Source organism: Idiomarina solivarensis (assembly GCF_033052755.1).
In the GTDB taxonomy this organism is placed as follows: Bacteria; Pseudomonadota; Gammaproteobacteria; order Enterobacterales; family Alteromonadaceae; genus Idiomarina.
Window position 1 is genome coordinate 166,268 of record NZ_JAVFHZ010000002.1, and the last position, 20,350, is coordinate 186,617.

Genomic DNA, 20,350 nt, shown 5'->3' on the forward strand with positions numbered 1-20,350 from the left:
ACGGATAGGGATAAACTAATTCATTGACCAGCATAACGCAATAAAGCAATAGGACCTAGGCGAATAAAAACGCTGACATAAAAGTGACACGTTTCGGTCATTAAGCTGTCATGAAAAATGACTAAAGTCGCCACAAATTAATTCACAAAGGTCATAACTTATGAAGTTAATTACTTCTGCTGGCGCTTTAGCTGTTGCCGCTTTGATGGTAGCCCCCGCATATTCGCAACAGGAAAAACTTGAGCCCGTGGTTGAGAAAGCTTCTTCTATTAATGAATCGGCTCGCAAATCTCAGCTAACTATCGATGAAATTTCCGACGATATGCAAGAACGGCTGCAGCAGTATAAACGCATTCTAAAAGAAATTGATGGATTAAAAGTTTATACCGCACAAATTGAGCAGCAAATTCGCAGTCAGGAAACCGAAAAGCAGGATATCGACAACTCCATTGATCAGGTGAGTTATGTCGAGCGTCAAATTACGCCTCTCATGTTGCGAATGATTGACTCGTTAGAGTCCTTCGTTGAATTAGATGTGCCTTTTTTACAGACCGAACGAAGTGAGCGTTTACAACAGTTAAACGACTTAATGACAAGAGCCAACGTTGATGTGTCGGAAAAATTCAGACGGGTAATGGAGGCTTACCAAATAGAAGCGGATTACGGCCGGAACATTGAAGCCTATACTGCTGAACACTCCATTAACGGCCAGCCGCAAGACGTTACTTTTCTCCGCATTGGTCGCGTTGCGCTTATATACAAAACCCGTGACGGGCAACAATTGGGTATCTGGAATCAGGAGAAGCGCAGCTGGCAAGAGCTTGATAGTAAGCACTTACCTGCAGTAGAAGAAGCCATTCGTATTGCCAGAAAACAGCTGGCTCCTGATTTACTGATGATGCCGCTGTTCGCGCATAAATCAACCTCAACTCAAAATAGCGCAGGCCAATAGGGAGTGATAGCCATGAATTTGAAACAGCGATTTGCAAAGTGGTTTTCAGTAACGGTACTGGCATGTGCTTCCGTTACTGCGCTGGCGGCACCCGCTCCGCAGGACCCAATTAATTTAGATGAATTACTAAAGCAACTGCAACAAGGTCAGTTTTCGCAGTCGGAAAATAATAAACAACGCGAACAGCGTTTCCGTGAAAAAGAGCAAGAGCAGAAGGCGCTATTAGCCGACGCGATTGCTGAGCGGAACCGACTAGAAAAGCGTGCAGAGCAACTGGAAACAGAGTTCGAGCAGAACGAAGTGGATTTAGGCAACTTAAGTGACACCCTGACGCAGCGTATGGGCTCGCTAAAAGAGCTTTTTGGTGTACTGCAGCAGGTCGCCAGCGACGCCGCCAGTAATTTCGAAAATTCGGTGATATCGGCTCAATATCCGGGGCGCGCCGAACGTATGTCGCAGCTTGCCGAACAAATGGGGTCATCATCAAAAATGGCGTCTATTGAAGACATTGAGAGTGTTTGGTTTGCACTGCAACAAGAGATGACAGAGTCGGGCAAAATTGCTGAGTTTACCACCGAGGTCACTGCTGCAAACGGCGATAAAGCGGAACAACAGGTAGTTCGTGTTGGCACATTTAACCTGGTATCGGACGGTAAATACCTGGAGCGCATGAATGCAACGGGTTCCGTCGTCGAACTGATGCGTCAACCCGCAGGGCGCTATCTGAGTACTGCCGAAGAAATTCAGGCACAGGACAGTGGCATTGTTACCTTTGGGCTTGACCCTACCGGCGGCTCAATTCTGGGCTTACTGGTGCAGGCTCCGAGTTTAGGTGAGCGCATTGATCAAGGCGGCACCGTTGGATACATCATTATTGCACTGGGCGTTATTGGTTTGTTGTTTGCTCTTGAGCGTTTTGTCTCGCTGATGTTACTGGGCAACAAAGTGAAGCGTCAGTTGAAGAAAGACAAGCCGAGCGAGGACAACCCACTGGGTCGCGTCATGCTTATTAAAGACAAGTACCCACAAGCAGACACCGAAACACTCGAGCTTAAACTCAGCGAAGGTATTTTACGTGAGGTGCCGAAAATTACCCGGAATCTGACGTTTATTAAGATTATTTCTGTGGTGGCCCCGCTAATGGGCTTACTAGGAACAGTGACCGGCATGATCAACACCTTCCAGGCCATTACTCTGTTTGGTACGGGTGACCCGAAACTGATGGCCGGCGGCATTTCACAAGCGTTGGTGACAACGGTCTTAGGCTTGGTGGTTGCGATTCCAATGACGTTACTGTTTGCAACCTTGCATACACGCAGCAAGAACTTGATTCACATACTGCAGGAACAAGCATCCGGCATTATTGCGGAGCGGTCTGAGCGAGGAGAGTAACCGTGTTATTCCTCATAGAATTCAGTAATGCCATTCGAGATTTCATCGAGGCCGGCGGACACGTTCTGCTGGTCATCGGAATCCTAATTTTTACCATGTGGCTGATGATTCTTGAACGCATTTTTTATTACCTGAAGGGCCATCGGGCTCGTGTAAAAGCGACCTTAAAACGCTGGCAACAACGGGAAGATAAATCATCGTGGAATGCAGAGCAGATTCGGCAAGCGATGATCTCCCGCGTCAGTTTAGCGTTAGGCGGGAACCTGCCAGTCATAAAAGCGCTGGTGGCGTTGTGTCCTTTGCTCGGATTAATGGGAACGGTCACCGGCATGATTGAAGTGTTTGATGTGATGGCAATTACCGGAACCGGCAGTGCACGCTCAATGGCATCGGGGGTTTCAAAAGCGACTATTCCTACTATGGCCGGCATGGTGGGGGCGTTGTCTGGTGTTTTTGCCGCCACCTGGTTGCAGCGAACCACCCGCCGTGAGCGGATGAAGCTGGAAGACAAAATTTTACTGGAACGTCACTAAGGTGATGTCGGGGACAAGATTATGAAGCAACATTTTGCCAATTTAGTTGAAGAGGAAGAAAGTGCGATTGATATGACACCCATGCTGGATGTGGTGTTCATTATGTTGATTTTCTTCATTGTTACGGCGTCGTTTGTGAAAGAGTCAGGTATTGATGTAAACCGCCCGGACGCAGCAACCGCTGTTCAGAAAAACCGCGCCAACATTTTAGTCGCTATTAGCGAAAACAATGAGATTTGGATTAATAAACGTCAGGTCGATATTCGCGCCGTACAGGCCAATATCGAACGCTTGTACGCAGAAAACCCACAAGGGTCGGTGGTTATCCAGGCCGACGAAGAGTCCAACACCCGAGCGCTAATTAAAGTGATGGATGCGGCCCGTTCGGCGGGCGTTTACGACGTTTCTGTAGCAACGGATGAAGAGTAAATGATGAGATTCCTGGCAGCATTATTGGTTGCGGCTTTCGTCACCATTGGGTTGTTTTACTTGATGCAGTCGCTAATTAGTGGTGGCGAAGGTGCTATGAGCGAACCGCCGCAGGGTAGCGTGCTGGACTTTGTGCGCGCTCCGGAGCAAGAGCAGGTACAGGAAAAAGAACGTAAGCCCGAGCGTCCGCCCGAGCCTGAAGAGCCACCGGAACAGTTGCCTCAACCACAAATGAATAACGATGTCGTGAATGCTGACGCAGGTTCCGGGTATAACTTTTCGGCTGATGTCAGCAGCGGAGCGGATATTGGTAACGGCTTGTCGTTACAGGCCAGCGACGGCGAATACTTACCTATTGTTAAAGTGCAGGCTGCTTACCCCCGACGCGCACTGCAACGGGGCATAGAAGGGTATGTGGTGGTTGAGTTTACCGTAACAAAGCAGGGATCGGTGCGAAATCCGGTAGTGGTTGAAGCTGAGCCTGAAGGGATTTTTGATGAAGCCGCTATGGACGCGGTGCTGAAGTTTAAATACAAACCTCGGGTTATTGATGGTGAACCAGTCGAAGTGGATGGTGTTCGCAATCGAATGACCTTCGAAATGAACTAAATGGGTGATTTATGACACTGCGACTCCTCACACTGATGGTTTTTAGTTGCTGGCTAGTATTAGTGCAGCCGGCGCTGGCACAAGAAACGGAGCGCGTTCCAGCCTTAAGAGAAAAGGTGTACGGGCAGTTAGCGCGGGCTCAGGAGCAGGCAGATAAAGGGGATGTGGAAAAAGGGCTTACCATACTGAAAGCGGTCGAAGAAAAAGCCGACAGTATGAACAGCTACGAGCGCGCGATGATGTGGAACTTTTATGGGTTTATGCATTACGAGCAAGGCAATACCGGAAAAGCGATTAACTATTTTGAAAAGGTGGTTAACGAGAAACCCATTCCCGATTCGCTGCAAAAAAGCACACTTTTCAGTTTGGCTCAGTTAGCGTTAAGCGACGGACAGTTTCAACGCTCAATTGGGTTTTTGCAGCAGTGGGAAGCGTTAGCCACAGAAGACGAAATGAGTAAGTCCTGGGTATTGAAAGCGCAGGCGTATTATCAGTCAGATGAGTTTCAGACGGCCTTAAATTTTATCGACAAAGCTATTGCACACGCTGATGCAGAGCAAGAGACGCCAGACGAAAACTGGCTTATTTTAAAACGCGCTTTGCATTATGAAATGAACCAAACTCAGCAAGTAGCTGATGTAATGGAACGCTTAGTAACGGCTTACAGCAAAGCGGAGTATTGGCTGCAGCTGGCGGGTGTTTACGCTCAACTTGAGCAAAGCGAAAAGCAACTGGCGGTATTAGAAGCTGCCCGACAGCAAGGGTTTATTGAAAAAGGCAGTGAATGGCGACAACTGGCTCAGGCTTACTATTTTAATGAATTACCCTTTAAAGCGGCAGAAACTCTGCAGCAGGCAATGCAGGAAAACAAAATAGAAGCCTCAGTCGACAACCTGAAATTCGTTGCTCAGGCATACACCCAGGCAAAGGAGTATCAACGCGCTGTGGATGTCTATAAAAAAGCGTCCGATAAAGTCTCGCACGGTAATTTTTCTGCGCAAATTGCGCAGCTTTATCTGAATTTGGGCAATAACGAAATGGCGCTTGAATACGCTAATGAAGCGCAGGTTAAAGGGGATCTCGACAGTGCCGGGAACCTCTATTTGGCTGAGGGAATTGCGTTGCTGAACCTGAAACGATATGAACAGGCGGTTGCGTCTTTCGAGTTGGCACAAGAGCACGAGGCGGTGTCGCGCTCGGCGAAACAGTGGCTGAAGTATGCGAAGAGTCAGTATGAGCATCAGCAGCAGGTAGCAAAACTGAAATAAATAGTACACAAAAGGTTAATTTGTCATATTAATGTCACAAAAAAGACATAGAATTGACTCACGACAGAAAAATAACTGCAATAAATAGTCAGGGCACTATAATGTGCGTAAAATTTATACAGTTTTGGGTTTAAGCTCGTGAGGATGACAATGAAAAGGTACTCGGTTCCGCTACTAATTGCTGCTACGGCAGCCAGTTTTTCGACTTTTGCTAACGACAATGACAGTCTAACCGTTTACGGTCGGGCGAATGTGTCGTTTCAAAGTAACGATTATGGCTATGGTTCAGAAACTGAAGTGGTGAGTAATTCCTCGCGCTTCGGTTTTAAAGGAGCCAGTGAGCTCGAATCAGATTTAGAAGTTTTTTATCAAATAGAGTTTGGCGTTGATTTAGCGGACTCCGATTCTGATGACGATGCGGTGACGAACCGTAACCAGATAGTTGGCTTACGTGGCAACTTCGGTGAAGTCATGATTGGCCGTTACGATACCTTTTTAAAAGATTCGCAAGGCTCGGTCGATGAATTCAAAGACTTTGAGGCCGACCTTAAAAGCTTGTTCCGTGGGGAAAACAGAGCCGAGAGTTCGGTCACGTATTACTCGCCATCGTATCAAGGTTTCAGTTTTGGCGTGACGTACATTGCGTCAGAAACAGACGCCACCGATGACGGCTTGTCCTTTGGTTTAATGTACGGTGACAGTAAATTAAAGAAAACCCCTTATTACGCGGCTTTAGCTTTTGACCGTGACGTGAATGGCTATGACATTACCCAACTGACGGGTGCCACTAAGTTTGGTAAAACCCGTGTCGGTGTTGTGTTGCAGCAATTTGAAACTATCAGTGGCTTAAATGATTCCGATGGTTATTTGGTGAGTGCAGCGCACCCATACCAAAACTGGGTGTTTAAAGCTCAGTATCAGGCCATCGATGACGGTAATGAAAGTGACGGCTCACTGTCGGTGGGCGCTGATTACTTCTTTAGCGGTGATACGCGCGTTTATGCCTGGTACACCGGCCGTTCTTGCGACATTTCTTCCTATTCAACCCGCGGCTGCGGTGCGACTCCGGGTATAGAGCAAGATTATATAGCGGTTGGTATTCGCCACGACTTTTCCTGGTAAGCAAAGGACACAAATGTAGCCTGACATCGGTTGTCGGGCTACACTATAGCCGTCACTCTCAACTTATCTGTACGCTATGATCAACCTGGCCGTATTGGGGCTTTACTTACTTATTGGTTTTATCCTGAAGCGTACCGGCAAGTGTCCGGAAAACACCGCGCAAGTCCTTAACCTCTACGTTATTTATGCCGCATTGCCCGGTGTTATTTTTAGCAAAGTTCCGGCTCTGGAGTTTTCGTCTGATTTACTGATTCCGGTTGTTATTCCCTGGGTTTTATTAATTGCGAGTGCGGTTTTTATCTGGCTGCTGGGCCGGGCTTTCAAATGGCCAAAGGAAGTTGTTGGTGCCTTGCTTATCTGCGTGCCACTGGGTAATACATCGTTTTTCGGCTTTCCAATGATAGAAGCCTTTTATGGCAGCGACGCCATCGTTTATGGCTTGTTGTACGATCAGTTTGGCTCCTTTTTTGGCCTGGCAATTTATTCAACTATTATTATAGCGCTTTACCGCGAACAGGATGAAAAGCCAACGGTTGCTCGTATTGCTAAGCAAATTATTACCTTTCCGCCTTTTATTGCGTTAATCATCGCGTTGTTGACCAAATCTTTAACGTACCCCGACGTTTTCCAGCGGCTGATTGACTCGCTCGCTGTAACGTTAGTGCCTGTCATTATGATAGCCGTTGGCTTTCAGCTGAAGTTTCGTTTACCGAAAGGCAGTAAAACGCCTCTGACTATCGGCTTGCTGACAAAGTTAGTTTTAATGCCGGCATTAACCGTTGGGTTACTCTTTAGTTTTGGCTTTGACAGTACGCTGGTTCAGGTAACGGTGTTTGAAAGTGCGATGCCGCCTATGATAACAGCCGGTGCGGTGGCTATTATGGCTGGGCTGGCACCGAGGTTATCCGCCGCTATGGTGGGTTACGGAATCCTCTTTGCGTTTGTTTCTTTACCGATAGTTTACGAGTTATTGCAATTGCTTTCTGCGCATTGATATAAGAAGTTTTTCAGAAATATGTCCAGATTCATAAAAGTGTCATATTCTTTGGTAATAATTGCAGCATCAGTTCATATTAGGGAACCAGTGCATGTCGCGTAGAATTCTAATTGTGGAAGACGAAGCGCCTATTCGTGAGATGTTGAGCTTTGTTATGGAACAACACGGGTATCAAGCTGTAGAAGCCAATGACTTTGATGCTGCTGTCAATAAAATTGCTGAGCCATATCCCGATATGGTGTTGTTAGACTGGATGTTGCCGGGCGGTTCCGGTATACAGCTGGCGAAAAAGATTAAAAGTGATGATTTTACCCGTAACATTCCCATTATCATGCTAACCGCACGGGGTGAGGAAGAGGATAAAATCAAAGGGCTGGAAGTGGGGGCGGATGACTACATTACCAAGCCGTTTTCACCCAAAGAGTTGATGGCTCGTATGCGTGCGGTGTTTCGCCGGGTCGCTCCTACCGTTCTGGATGAACCTCTGGACGTTGAAGGGTTAAAACTAGACCCTGTATCACATCGTATCTCGGTCAATGATAAAGGCATTGATATGGGTCCTACCGAATTCAAATTACTGCACTTTTTTATGACGCACCCAGAGCGGGTATACAGCCGGGAGCAGTTACTTGATCACGTTTGGGGTACCAACGTTTATGTTGAAGACAGAACGGTTGATGTGCACATTCGCCGCCTGCGTAAAGCCCTAACTGAGTATGGTTATGAGCGTTTGATTCAAACGGTACGAGGTGTTGGTTATCGTTTCTCCAGTCGTTAACGTCAGGCGTATTTAGTATGGACAGGAATTACTCCAACTGGCAGTCGTTCACTAACCTCTTTCTCTTTCTGCTGCCTTTTTTATTTGTTGGTTGGTTGTTTGATTTGTTTTGGCCAATAACCACATTGGCTTTGCTGGGGTTGGTTTGCTGGCATTATTACTACCAACAAAAGTTAATTAAATGGCTGTGGCAAAGCCGCACACTCATGCCTCCCGCAGCACCGGGCAGTTGGTCCTACATTTACGACGGTATTTATCGTTCGCAACGGCGCAGCCAAAAACGACGTAAAGCGTTAGCTCGTTTGCTGCGCCGTTTTCGTGAAGCGTCTGAAGCCTTACCCGATGCTGCCATTGTCTTTCGTGCCGACGGCGCTTTGCTCTGGAGTAACAAGCTGGCACAGTTCTACTTTGGTCTGCGCTGGCCAGATGACGCAGGACAACGTCTCTCGAACCTTATTCGTCACCCTGAGTTTTATGCTTACCTTAACGAGGGTAACTTCGAAGACGAATTGACGATTCCGTCCCCAATACGGGAAAGCCTGGATCTTGAAATTCGTATTATGCCTTACAGCGAAGATCAGTTTTTACTGGTCGCCCGCGACGTGACCCAGCTGAAGCGATTGGAAAACTTACGGCGTGAATTTGTGGCCAACGTCTCGCACGAATTAAAGACGCCTCTGACGGTTTTGCAGGGCTACCTGGAAATGATGGACGACCCTCAACAAACACCGCCGGCTATGCTGCAAAAAGCCGTTGAAAACATGAATGCACAAAGCACCAGAATGTCGAACCTGGTTGACCAATTGCTGACGCTCTCCCGTATGGAAACGCCGAGTGATGACGTTTTTGATCACGAAGTGGATATGCCTGCACTGCTTGAGCAATTAGAAGCAGAAGCCAAACGCCTGAACGAAGGCAAGCAGCACCAAATTGAGTTTAAAGTTGCTCCGGTCAGAATTTATGGTAAAGAAAATCTATTACGCAGCGCCATGCAAAACCTGATAACCAATGCCATTAATTACACCCCAGACGGCGGCAAAATAACGGTGTCGTGGAAACCCGTGGCGGGCGGTGCAGAGTTCAGTGTTGCCGATAATGGTAAAGGGATACCGGCGGAGCATCTGCCGCGCTTGACTGAGCGTTTTTACCGGGTGGAAGGTGACCGTAACAGTGCGACCGGCGGAACGGGGTTGGGTCTTTCTATTGTTAAACAAGCCATAGAACATCATAACTCGCAGCTCGATATTAACAGTTCATTAGAAAAGGGCAGTCGCTTCTCATTTCGCATTCCCAGTGGGCTGTTAGTCAACTAGTCATAATTTTTTCATATTGTCACAAAGCTGTCATATAACTGCCTTAAACTGATCATAATTCGAAAAGAGTTCAATAACCTTCAGAGGTGAATAGAGTATGTTTCAATCCAATTTGAACAAGACGTTAACAGTTTTAGTTGCCGCGGGCTCGCTGGCATTCAGCTCATTAGCTGCAGCAACGGATAAATTACCAGAATATGAAAAAGTCAGTGGCTTATCGGGGAATTTGACTTCAGTAGGTTCAGACACCCTGGCTAATATGATGACGTTCTGGGGGGAAGAATTTAAACGCCTTTACCCTAGCGTCAATATCCAAATTCAGGCGGCCGGTTCTTCAACCGCTCCTCCGGCTTTAACCGAAGGTACATCAAGTTTCGGCCCTATGAGTCGCGAAATGAAGTCAAAGGAAATTGAGGCTTTTGAAAAGCGTCATGGTTACAAACCAACTCCGGTGCGTGTGGCAATTGATGCTTTGGCGGTTTTTGTCCATAAAGACAACCCAATTGACGGTCTGACGATTCCTCAAGTTGACGCCATTTTCTCATCCACCCGCAAGTGTGGTTTAGATGAAAAAATCAACCGCTGGGGCGACTTAGGCATGGAAGGTGCCTGGAAGAACCGTGACATGCAGCTTTATGGTCGTAACTCAGTATCGGGCACCTATGGCTACTTTAAAGAAGCGGCGTTGTGTGACGGAGATTTTCGCTCTGGAGTAAATGAGCAACCGGGTTCAGCTTCTGTTGTTCAGTCGGTCTCTACCTCGGTTAACTCTATTGGTTACTCAGGTATTGGCTATGTCACCTCTGGTGTCAAAGCGGTTCCCCTTGCTCGTGCAGAAGGTCAGGAGTTTGTTGAGCCAAACCGCGAAAATGCGTTAACCGGCAAATACCCATTATCTCGGTTCCTGTATGTTTATGTGAATAAGCACCCAACTGAACCATTAGGTAAAGCTGAAGCTGAATTTTTGCGTATGATCCTTTCTCAAACGGGTCAACACATTGTGAATAAAGACGGTTACATTGGTCTGCCAAAAGCGGTTGTTGATGCGGAACTTGAGAAGCTTGGTCTAAACTAATATGGGTTTGTGACTGCTTAGCCGGTAGCTTGCTACCGGCTTTTTTTATCGCTACAGCGGCATTATTAAGGAAATATGACAGCAGTGTAACAATACTGTCATATTCTTCATCTAAACTGTGTGCAGATATTTAGTGAAGTTTGTTCAAATTTGAGGTTTCAAATGGCATCACTGTCAGCTCAGCAACTTGCAGCTAACCGAGGAAGGCTCATTAAAGATCGCCTGGCACGCTACGGCGTTACCCTTGGCGGAGCTATGGTGCTTATCGCGCTGCTGCTTATATTTTTCTATCTACTCTATGTTGTTCAACCCATCTTCGAGTCTGTGTCTTTAAAAGAAGAACAGAGCTTCTCCCTGCCAAACAGTGATGCTGTTGAAGCCTTGGGTATGGAGGAGCAGGCTGAAATTGGTTATCGCCTGATGAAGTCAGGAGAGCTTGAATTTTTTGCGCTGGCGGATAAATCGATAGTCAAACGCAAAGCCGGCGATATTATTCACTCAGAGCAAGTGGTTCCAACGGATAAAATCACCAGCTTTGCCAGTTCCCTGCCGGTGAATAAACAATACGCCTATGGCCTGAACGATGGTACGGCAGTAGTTGTTGAACCTAAGTTTAAGGTGTCCTTTGCTGAGGACCCCCAGAGCGGCGCACTGGAACGTACCATAACGCCGCGTGTTGAGCTGATGAACAATGGCGAGCCGGTGGTGATTGATAAAGAAGGTCAGGCACTCGAAAAGCTGGCTTACGACACCAACGGTGACAGCATGATGTTTGCTGCGGTGCAGGGCGGTAGTAACCTGCTCATGACAAAATACACAGCAGAAGAAAACTTTATGACCGGTGAAGTTACCTTACAGCCGGCTTTTCATAAAGTCAGCTTAAACGGCACTATCGATGACGTGATTGTTACGCCGGGTTCGGGTCAGGTTATGGCGCGTGTCGGGAATCGCATTCATGTGTTTGATATCGGTATTTCCGGCCAAGTCAGCGAACGTGAATTAATGCAGATTAACGCCCGTGAACAAGGGAACGCTACAGGTCTTTACTTATTGGCCGGGGCAAGCTCAATACTTGTCACCCACGATACCGGAAAAGTTTCACAATGGTTCCAGGTATCGACCGATCAAGGTCGTAAATACCAATACATTCGCTCATTTGAGGTTGGCTCTCCGGTTGAAGATATTGAAGTTGAATACTATCGGCGCACCTTTTACACAGTTTCAGAGAACGGCAAGTTAGGTATATTCCACACGACATCGGAAGCCGATTTGTATCGCGGAAACCCACTCGAGTCCAAAATAGACCACGTAATGGTCGACCCGCGGGCGAACTACCTTATTATGCAAAGCGATAATCGCTTTAGTGTGTTTGATGTCGACAATGAACACCCCGAAGTGACCTGGAGTGCAATGTGGCAGGAAGTCTGGTACGAAGGGTACCCTGAGCCTGATTACACTTGGCAGTCCACCTCGGGTTCTGACGACTTTGAATCAAAATTTAGCTTAGTTCCTATTGCGTTCGGAACCATAAAAGCAGCGGCCTATGCCATGCTCTTCGCGGTGCCTATTGGTTTAGCGGCTGCGGTTTACACAGCTTACTTTATGTCGCCTTCCGTACGTAAGTATGTGAAGCCTACGGTAGAGATTATGGAAGCGCTGCCAACGGTAATACTCGGCTTTCTGGCGGGGTTATGGTTAGCACCCATCATTGAAAGGTATTTACCGGGGTTGATAGCCGTTCTGATCTTAGTGCCAATGGCCATTATTTTAACCGCGTTTTTATGGTCGAAACTGCCCACGAATATTCGCAGTAAGGTTAATGACGGACGTGCCGCATTACTGTTAATACCTGTTGTACTTCTGGTGGGCTGGTTTTCCTTTGGCCTTAGTCCCTGGGTGGAAGAGGTTCTGTTTAACGGTGATGTCCGTGGCTATTTAACCAACGAACTCGGCATTACTTTCGACCAGCGTAACTCATTGGTTGTGGGTATTGCGATGGGCTTTGCGGTTATTCCGACCATTTTCTCAATTGCTGAAGACGCCGTATTCAGTGTGCCTAAACACTTGTCTAATGGCTCGCTGGCACTGGGGGCTACACCGTGGCAGACACTGACCAAAGTCATTCTTCTAACCGCAAGTCCTGGTATCTTCTCCGCGGTGATGATGGGGCTGGGGCGCGCCGTTGGCGAAACGATGATAGTGCTCATGGCGACGGGTAACACACCCATTATGGACTGGAACATCTTTGAAGGTATGCGCACCTTGTCTGCGAATATTGCAGTTGAAATGCCGGAGTCTGAGGTCGGGAGTTCACATTATCGAATCTTATTCCTGGCAGCTTTTGTGCTGTTCATATTTACCTTTTTCTTTAACACCATTGCTGAATTTGTGCGCCAACGTTTGCGTGACAAATACAGCTCGATGTAATTCCGGAACAGAGGTTGAATTCAATGAATACATGGTTTAAATCCGGAAAGCCCTGGATCTGGTTAACCGCCGGTTCAGTGAGTATTAGTCTGATAGCGGTTATCGGGCTGGTGATCATGATTGGCTGGCGTGGGTTGTCCTTCTTCTGGCCGTCGGCTATTCACGAAATGTCGATTGAGCAGGCTGATGGTTCAACTCGAACGTTAATTGGTGAGATTTACGATAACGAAACCGTGCCTACAACGAGAATTATCGAGTCAGGCGTGATATTGGATGGTTTCGATGAAGAAACTGTGACTCGTTATCTGATGAAAATAGGTAACCGGGAGTATGTTCCTCTGGATTTTGCGTGGGTGTTGGCTCCGGCAATTGAAAAAGATACAACACCACCAGACCTGGCCGTTATTGAACGTACAAAAGACGGTAATTTTTACGGGTACCCGGTTGCCATACTGCAGCAGGGAGAGCGAGTAACCATTCAAGGGGACTTCCGTGAAGAGCTGTTTAAACGCGTAGAGCGAGCGGTTGAGCTCAACGAGCAGGCGATGGCACTGCAGGAAGACGAGATTGGTGCTATTAACTATCAATTAAGCCAACTCAACCTTGAACGGCGAGCGCTGGAGCTTGAAGGTAAGCTGACTGAGCAGGCAATTGCTGACATTGAACAGCGTCGTGAAGCGTTGCAGAACCAGTATCTGGAATATGAAGAAAAGCTGTTTGCGCTGCGCGATAAAGCCGCACGCGACGCCCTTATCATGCGCGACATGCGTGGGGAAGAAATTAAGTTACCGATGCAGGAAGTACTGGATGTCAATTTTCCGAATGACATGGGCTTCTTTGCGAAACTCGGGCACTTTTTCCAGCAAATTGGCAAGTTTGTTTCCGAGCCTCCGCGTGAAGCCAATACCGAGGGCGGTGTGTTCCCGGCCATTTTTGGTACCGTGTTTATGGTGCTGCTAATGTCGGTGATTGTCACGCCGTTTGGGGTTATTGCCGCTGTCTACTTGCATGAATACGCTGGTAAGAATGCGGTGACCAAGCTGATTCGTATCGCCGTAATTAACCTGGCGGGTGTGCCATCCATTGTTTACGGAGTATTTGGCTTAGGCTTCTTCGTCTATATGGTGGGCGGCAATATTGACCAGATCTTTTACCCTGAAGCGTTGCCAAGCCCGACCTTCGGTACGCCCGGGGTTTTATGGTCCGCTGTAACACTGGCCATTCTGACATTGCCGGTAGTGATCGTATCAACTGAGGAAGGCTTGTCCCGCATTCCGCCAACGCTACGTGAAGGCAGTTTGTCTTTAGGGGCAACAAAATGGGAAACCATCTGGCGAATTGTTCTGCCAATGGCGTCCCCGGCCATTATGACCGGCTTGATCCTGGCAGTAGCTCGCGCAGCGGGCGAGGTGGCACCACTGATGCTGGTTGGGGTGGTCAAGTCGGCACCCATGCTGCCGGTGGATGGAAACTTTCCTTATTTCCATCTGGACCGCAAGTTTATGCACCTGGGTTTCCATATTTACGACGTCGGCTTCCAGAGCCCGAATGTCGAAGCGGCGCGGCCGCTGGTTTACGCCACTTCATTCTTACTGATTACTGTTATTGTCGGTCTGAATTTAACGGCTATTGGTGTGCGTAACCATTTACGTGAAAAATACCGCTCACTTGAGCACTAAAGTTGAGCACGAAAGTTTTGATGAATTAGCGAAAAGGTCTGAACTTATGATTTCGGTAAACCCGAGTACAAGCAACTTAGAAAAGCTGGACTTACACAACTTGCCAGCAGAGCAGACGGCTTTAGATATTAAAAATCTGGACCTTTACTACGGTGAAGATCAAGCGCTGTACGATATTTCTATGCGTATTCCGAACAATCGCGTCACCGCGTTCATCGGTCCGTCGGGTTGTGGTAAGTCAACGTTACTACGCTGCATTAACCGCATGAACGACTTGGTCGAAATTTGCCATATCGATGGCCAGATTGATATGCACGGCCACAACATTTACGACAAAAGTGTCGATGTTGCGGCTCTGCGTCGTCGCGTGGGCATGGTGTTCCAGCGGCCGAACCCGTTCCCTAAGTCTATTTACGAGAATGTGGTCTATGGTTTGCGCTTACAGGGCGTAAAAGATAAGCGCGTGCTGGACGAAGCGGTAGAAACATCGCTTCGTGGCGCGGCGCTATGGGACGAAGTGAAAGACCGCTTAAGCGCGAGTGCTTTTAGTTTGTCCGGTGGTCAGCAGCAACGGCTGGTGATTGCCCGCTCTATTGCCATAGAGCCGGAAATTTTGTTGCTGGACGAACCAACGTCTGCCCTGGATCCCATATCCACATTGACCATTGAAGAGTTGATTACTGATCTAAAAGACAAATACACCGTGGTTATTGTGACGCATAACATGCAGCAGGCAGCGCGTGTATCCGATCAAACGGCGTTTCTGTATATGGGTAAGCTGATTGAGTACGCAGATACTGATACTCTGTTTACCACGCCAACAGAGAAGCAGACAGAAGATTACATTACCGGTCGTTACGGTTAAGGGGCGAGTCATGGATAAGATGAATATGAGTAAGCACATTTCCGGCAAGTTTAATGACGAGCTTGAAGCTGTGCGTAACCGTGTATTAAGCATGGGTGGTTTGGTTGAGAAGCAACTGCAGGACTCACTTCTGGCTATTCAGAAAGGCGATGTTGAACTGGCCGAGAAAGTGCTGACCAGCGACCATAAAGTAAACAAGCTGGAAGTGCAGATTGACGAAGAGTGCGTGCACATTATTGCGAAACGTCAGCCCGCAGCCAGCGACCTGCGTTTGGTTATTGCCATTATCAAAACCATTGCGGACCTTGAGCGTATTGGCGATGAGGCAGAGCGTATTGCAAAAGTAGCGAAAGAAAGTTTTAGCAACGACCAGCAACAGCTGCTAGTGAGCCTGGAAAATTTGGGCCAGCAAGTGCTGGGTATGTTGCGTAATGTACTGGATGCGTTTGCCCGTATGGATTTAGAGTCGGCTTATAATGTCCACCAACAGGATGAGCAGGCTGACCGCCAGTACGAAGCCTTAACACGTCAGTTAATGACTTACATGATGGAAGATTCCCGTTCTATTCCAAAAATCATGAATGTTCTTTGGTCCGCCCGTTCGCTAGAGCGTATCGGTGACCGCTGCCAGAACATTGCCGAATACATTATCTTTTTTGTAAAAGGCAAAGACGTGCGCCATGTCTCGCCAGAGAGCATGGAACGCACGGTTAAGGGGCGGTAAAAAAAGACTAGAACAAGCGCCGGGCGCGAATAGTGCCCGGAATGTCCTTAAGCTGTTGCAGTATATTAGCGCCGTTGTCACTGTCGATATCCATCACCACATAACCGACGCTCTCATCCGTTTGTAAGTACTGACCGGCCACGTTAATTTCGTTATCACTAATAATACGGTTAATAGCGTTTAGCATGCCCGGCTGGTTTTTATGAATATGCAGCAGCCGCTGTGCAGTGGCGTGCGTAGGCAGGCTCACCTCAGGGAAGTTGACTGCTGACAGGGTCGAGCCATTGTCTGAGTAACGCACTAACTTGCCCGCTACTTCAACGCCTATATTCTCTTGAGCTTCCAAGGTTGAGCCGCCAATATGCGGTGTCAGCAGACAGTTCTTTAAGCCCCGCAGCGGGGATATAAACTCGTCGTTATTACCTTTGGGCTCCACCGGGAAAACATCAATAGCCGCACCGCCAAGGTGTCTTGATGACAAGGCTTTGGCCAGAGCGTCAATATCCACCACAGTTCCGCGCGACGCGTTAATCAACAGACTGCCGGGCTTCATGCGCTCAATTTGACGACGGCCCATCATCCATTGCGTTTGTTCGGTTTCCGGTACATGCAGAGTGACTATATCGGCTTGTGTCAGCAAATCGTCTAAAGTAGCCACTGGCTGAGCATTACCCATGGGCAGCTTGTCTTCAACATCGTAATAACGAATGTGCATCCCCAGTTGTTCGGCCAGTACACTCAGCTGACTGCCTATGTGACCGTAACCAACAATGCCCAGAATTTTACCGCGCGCCTCATAAGACTGTTTGGCCGATTTTAGCCAGCCGCCTTCGTGGGCTACCGCATTTTTCTCCGGAATACCGCGCAGTAGCATGATGGCCTCCGCCAATACCAATTCGGCAACACTGCGAGTGTTAGAAAAGGGGGCGTTAAAGACAACCACGCCATGCTTTTTGGCTGCGTCTAAGTCAATTTGATTGGTGCCGATGCAGAAGCAACCCACCGCAATCAGTTTTTCAGCGGCAGCGAAGACATTCTCAGTCAGTTGGCTGCGCGATCGTATACCCAGAATATGGGCATCTTTAACTTTCTCGCAAAGTTCGTCTTCGCTCAGTGAGGTCTGTAATATTTCCAGATTATGGTAGCCGTGGTGTTGAAACAGCTGAATAGCACTGTCGTGCACGCCTTCCAGTAAAAGAACTTTAATTTTATCCTTTGCCAGAGAGTTATGCATTAGCCGCCAACCTTCAAGGTTTGAACACCATCGTCGCGCGCAATAAGAGCAATATTAGCGCCGCGTTGGGCGAATAATCCGTTAGTGACTACTCCGACAATGTTGTTGAGTTGAGCTTCCAGTTTCATCGGCTCCATAATGTCCAGGTTGTGAACATCCAATATCCAGTTGCCATTGTCTGTGGTGAAGCCTTGACGCCAGACTGGGTCACCGCCCAATTTCACAATTTCACGGGCAACATAGGAGCGTGCCATAGGAATCACTTCAACTGGCAGAGGGAACTGGCCTAAACGGCCAACCATTTTGGTTTCATCAGCAACGCAAACAAACTTTTTAGCGACAGCGGCAATGATTTTTTCGCGGGTTAGCGCGCCGCCACCGCCTTTAATCATCTGGCCGTGCTCATTAATTTCATCGGCGCCGTCAACATAAACCGGAACCTCGCCAACCGAGTTCAGTTCAAATACCTCGATACCGTGAGATTTGAGCCGTTGGGTTGACTCTTCAGAGCTGGAAACGGCCCCTTCAATATCATGTTTACGTTCGGCTAAGGCGTCGATAAAAAAATTGACCGTGGAGCCGGTACCCACTCCCACAACCGTACCGTCTTCAATGTACTGCATCGCCGCTTCTGCGGCGGCTTTCTTGAGTGCGTCAGCGTTGTGTGACATGAACCTTTCTCCCGTTAATTTTTATGCGCCAGTATAAGGAATTTGTTGGTTTTTATCGACGTTTCTTTTGTCTTAAAAGTACCAGTGCTTTTCCGGTGTAATGATTTCAGAAAGCGGAATATCCCAGCTTTCCACCAGAATCTCTTCCACTCGTTGTTCGTTATATCCCAAGCCTATAGGAGACAAATTAGGTCGGTGGCCATTGTACCACTGAGCGAGTGTGCGATCGTAATAGCCACCACCCATCCCCAGTCGGTTGCCGCGGTTATCGAAACCGACCAGCGGCATAAGCAAAACTTGAATGTTGTCTAGCGGCACCACGTTCTGAACGTTGAGTACAGGTTCTTCAATGTCATATTTATTCATGGCCAGTGGGGTGTCGGGAGAATAACGTAAGAACAGCAAGTGCCCTTTGGTAAAAGGGTGAAGTACCGGTAAAACCACCTGGAACCCGAGCTTCCAGAGCATTTCAATAATAGGCTGGGTGGGCAGTTCGCCGGCAAAGCTTTTATAAACAGCCACGGTTGTCTGACTGGGCGGTAAACCTTGTAAACGCTGCTCCAGTATACTGGCTACTTGTAATCCTGCCGCCTCCTGCTGTTCCGGAGTTAAATTGCGGCGAATTTGCTGTAACTTGCGTCGGAGGTCGTGTCGAGTCATGCTAAAGTCTGCTTATCGAAAATGCTGAACGAATCATCTGAGGATAACCGATGAAAACAATAAAAACGATAGCTTTAACCCTGGTTGTTATGGCTTTTACGGTTGCAGCCCAGGCTATGCAAGCGCCACCGAAAGCGCCGGAACGCGACCGCGGTGAAGGTCCTTATGAACGCCTTATTTTACGCGGCGGCACATTAATTAATGGCGAAGGGGCACCACCGTTCGGCCCGGTCGATATCGTGATTGAAGACGATCGCATCGTGAACATTGTCAGCGTCGGCAACCCCGGTGTGCCCATTAAGCAGGAACGACGTCCTGTCGCCAGGCAAGGTGACAAAGAGCTGGACGTGAGCGGGAAGTACATTCTGCCCGGCTTTGTTGATATGCACGCGCACATTGGTGGTTCGGCAGAAGGCATTCCCGCTGAGTATGTATTGAAGCTCTGGTTGGGTCATGGTGTCACCACCATTCGCGAGCCCGGAAGTTTTAACGGTCTTGACTGGGTTCAGTGGCATCAGCAGCGAGCGGCCGATAACCGCATTACGTCGCCCCGTATTATTCCTTACGTTGGCTTTGGTCAAGGCTGGGAAGAGCCTATTTATAACGCAGAGCAGGCGCGCGATTGGGTTCGTTACATTAAAGAGCGCGGGGCAAAAGGCATTAAGTTCTTTGGCGCTTCTCGTAAAGTGATGGAAGCGGCGCTGGACGAAGCCAATAAGCAAGGCTTAGGCACCATGATGCACCATGCGCAGCTGAATGTTATGTCAATGAACGCTCTCGATTCAGCGCGGCTGGGCTTAACTTCTATGGAGCACTGGTGCGGCTTGCCGGAAGCATTATTCGAGAATCAGGTGGTACAGGATTACCCGGCAAACTATAACTACAACAACGAGCAACATCGCTTTGAAGAAGCCGGTCGGCTATGGAAGCAGGCGGCAGAGCCGGGCTCTGAAAAGTGGAACTCCGTGCGCGACGAGTTGATTGAACTGGACTTTACCATCGATCCAACCTTAACCATTTACGAAGCCTCGCGTGACTTAATGCGCGAACGTCAGGCCATTTGGCACGATGAATACACCTTGCCGCGGCTGTGGGACTTTTTTGAACCGAGTCGTTACGCTCATGGCTCGTATTGGTTTGACTGGACCACTGACAATGAAATTGCGTGGAAAAAGAATTACCAGAAGTGGATGGCGTTTTTGAAAGACTTCCATGAAAGTGGTGGCCGCATTACCACCGGCTCAGACTCTGGTTACATTTATAAAACTTACGGTTTTGGTTATATACGTGAACTGGAGTTGTTGCGTGAAGCTGGCTTAAATGCGTTAGAAGTGATTCATGCGGCCAGTTTGGCTGGCGCCGAAGCATTGAACATGGAAGACGACATTGGTTCTGTGGCTATTGGTAAGAAGGCCGACATGGTTATTGTGAATGAAAATCCGATGGACAACTTTAAAGTGCTGTACGGGACCGGGCATTTCAAACTGGATGAGAATAACCAGCCTATGCGCACGGAAGGTATTCAGTACACCATTAAAGACGGCATCATTTTTGATGCTCAGCAACTGTTGGCAGATGTCAAAGCGATTGTTGCTGAAGAAAAGGCGATGCGCCAAGAATAA

At 48.1% G+C, this 20,350-nt stretch carries 19 protein-coding genes; 16 read left to right on the forward strand and 3 right to left on the reverse strand.

Annotation, left to right across the window (positions count from 1 at the left end):
- The first annotated feature begins 160 nt into the window (after positions 1-160).
- From RBK99_RS04775 to phoU, 15 genes are all read left to right on the forward strand, one after another.
- Positions 161-952, forward strand: coding sequence for a DUF3450 domain-containing protein (locus RBK99_RS04775; RefSeq protein WP_317503503.1), 792 nt, complete (start codon positions 161-163; stop codon positions 950-952).
- Positions 953-964: 12 nt separating this feature from the next.
- Complete coding sequence (locus RBK99_RS04780) at positions 965-2,344, forward strand: MotA/TolQ/ExbB proton channel family protein (protein WP_317503504.1); 1,380 nt, start codon at positions 965-967, stop codon at positions 2,342-2,344.
- 2 nt (positions 2,345-2,346) lie between these two features.
- Positions 2,347-2,877, forward strand: a complete 531-nt coding sequence (locus RBK99_RS04785) for a MotA/TolQ/ExbB proton channel family protein (RefSeq protein WP_317503505.1) — start codon at positions 2,347-2,349, stop codon at positions 2,875-2,877.
- Between the two features lie 21 nt (positions 2,878-2,898).
- Complete coding sequence (locus RBK99_RS04790; protein ID WP_317503506.1) at positions 2,899-3,306, forward strand: ExbD/TolR family protein; 408 nt, start codon at positions 2,899-2,901, stop codon at positions 3,304-3,306.
- Positions 3,307-3,915, forward strand: a complete 609-nt coding sequence (locus RBK99_RS04795; protein WP_317503507.1) for an energy transducer TonB — start codon at positions 3,307-3,309, stop codon at positions 3,913-3,915.
- An 11-nt stretch (positions 3,916-3,926) separates the two neighbouring features.
- A complete protein-coding gene (locus RBK99_RS04800) occupies positions 3,927-5,183 on the forward strand; it encodes a tetratricopeptide repeat protein (RefSeq protein ID WP_317503508.1) in 1,257 nt (418 codons plus the stop codon).
- 150 nt (positions 5,184-5,333) lie between these two features.
- Positions 5,334-6,305 (forward strand): porin, encoded by a 972-nt coding sequence (locus tag RBK99_RS04805; RefSeq protein WP_317503509.1) that lies wholly within the window; start codon positions 5,334-5,336, stop codon positions 6,303-6,305.
- Between the two features lie 76 nt (positions 6,306-6,381).
- A complete protein-coding gene (locus RBK99_RS04810; RefSeq protein WP_317503510.1) occupies positions 6,382-7,299 on the forward strand; it encodes an AEC family transporter in 918 nt (305 codons plus the stop codon).
- A 94-nt stretch (positions 7,300-7,393) separates the two neighbouring features.
- Positions 7,394-8,080, forward strand: a complete 687-nt coding sequence (phoB, locus tag RBK99_RS04815) for a phosphate regulon transcriptional regulator PhoB (RefSeq protein WP_317503511.1) — start codon at positions 7,394-7,396, stop codon at positions 8,078-8,080.
- Positions 8,081-8,097: 17 nt separating this feature from the next.
- On the forward strand, positions 8,098-9,393 hold the full coding sequence (phoR, locus tag RBK99_RS04820) for a phosphate regulon sensor histidine kinase PhoR (protein WP_317503512.1): 1,296 nt from the start codon (positions 8,098-8,100) through the stop codon (positions 9,391-9,393).
- 97 nt (positions 9,394-9,490) lie between these two features.
- Entirely contained in the window at positions 9,491-10,468 is a 978-nt protein-coding gene (locus tag RBK99_RS04825; protein WP_317503513.1) for a PstS family phosphate ABC transporter substrate-binding protein, read from the forward strand.
- Positions 10,469-10,630: 162 nt separating this feature from the next.
- Positions 10,631-12,895, forward strand: coding sequence for an ABC transporter permease subunit (locus RBK99_RS04830; RefSeq protein WP_317503514.1), 2,265 nt, complete (start codon positions 10,631-10,633; stop codon positions 12,893-12,895).
- A 23-nt stretch (positions 12,896-12,918) separates the two neighbouring features.
- Positions 12,919-14,574 (forward strand): phosphate ABC transporter permease PstA, encoded by a 1,656-nt coding sequence (pstA, locus tag RBK99_RS04835; RefSeq protein ID WP_317503515.1) that lies wholly within the window; start codon positions 12,919-12,921, stop codon positions 14,572-14,574.
- A 46-nt stretch (positions 14,575-14,620) separates the two neighbouring features.
- Positions 14,621-15,439, forward strand: a complete 819-nt coding sequence (gene pstB, locus RBK99_RS04840; RefSeq protein ID WP_317503516.1) for a phosphate ABC transporter ATP-binding protein PstB — start codon at positions 14,621-14,623, stop codon at positions 15,437-15,439.
- A gap of 10 nt (positions 15,440-15,449) precedes the next feature.
- On the forward strand, positions 15,450-16,163 hold the full coding sequence (gene phoU, locus RBK99_RS04845; protein WP_317503517.1) for a phosphate signaling complex protein PhoU: 714 nt from the start codon (positions 15,450-15,452) through the stop codon (positions 16,161-16,163).
- Positions 16,164-16,170: 7 nt separating this feature from the next.
- Here phoU and serA read toward each other — a convergent pair whose 3' ends face one another.
- From serA to RBK99_RS04860, 3 genes are all read right to left on the reverse strand, one after another.
- Positions 16,171-17,397, reverse strand: coding sequence for a phosphoglycerate dehydrogenase (gene serA, locus RBK99_RS04850; RefSeq protein WP_317503518.1), 1,227 nt, complete (start codon positions 17,395-17,397; stop codon positions 16,171-16,173).
- Complete coding sequence (gene rpiA / locus RBK99_RS04855; protein ID WP_317503519.1) at positions 17,397-18,068, reverse strand: ribose-5-phosphate isomerase RpiA; 672 nt, start codon at positions 18,066-18,068, stop codon at positions 17,397-17,399. The genes serA and rpiA overlap by 1 nt, the downstream gene beginning before the upstream one ends.
- A 72-nt stretch (positions 18,069-18,140) precedes the next feature.
- Positions 18,141-18,728 (reverse strand): 5-formyltetrahydrofolate cyclo-ligase, encoded by a 588-nt coding sequence (locus RBK99_RS04860; protein ID WP_317503520.1) that lies wholly within the window; start codon positions 18,726-18,728, stop codon positions 18,141-18,143.
- A gap of 50 nt (positions 18,729-18,778) precedes the next feature.
- On the opposite strand from RBK99_RS04860, the gene RBK99_RS04865 reads away from it, so the two are divergent.
- Complete coding sequence (locus RBK99_RS04865; RefSeq protein WP_317503521.1) at positions 18,779-20,350, forward strand: amidohydrolase family protein; 1,572 nt, start codon at positions 18,779-18,781, stop codon at positions 20,348-20,350.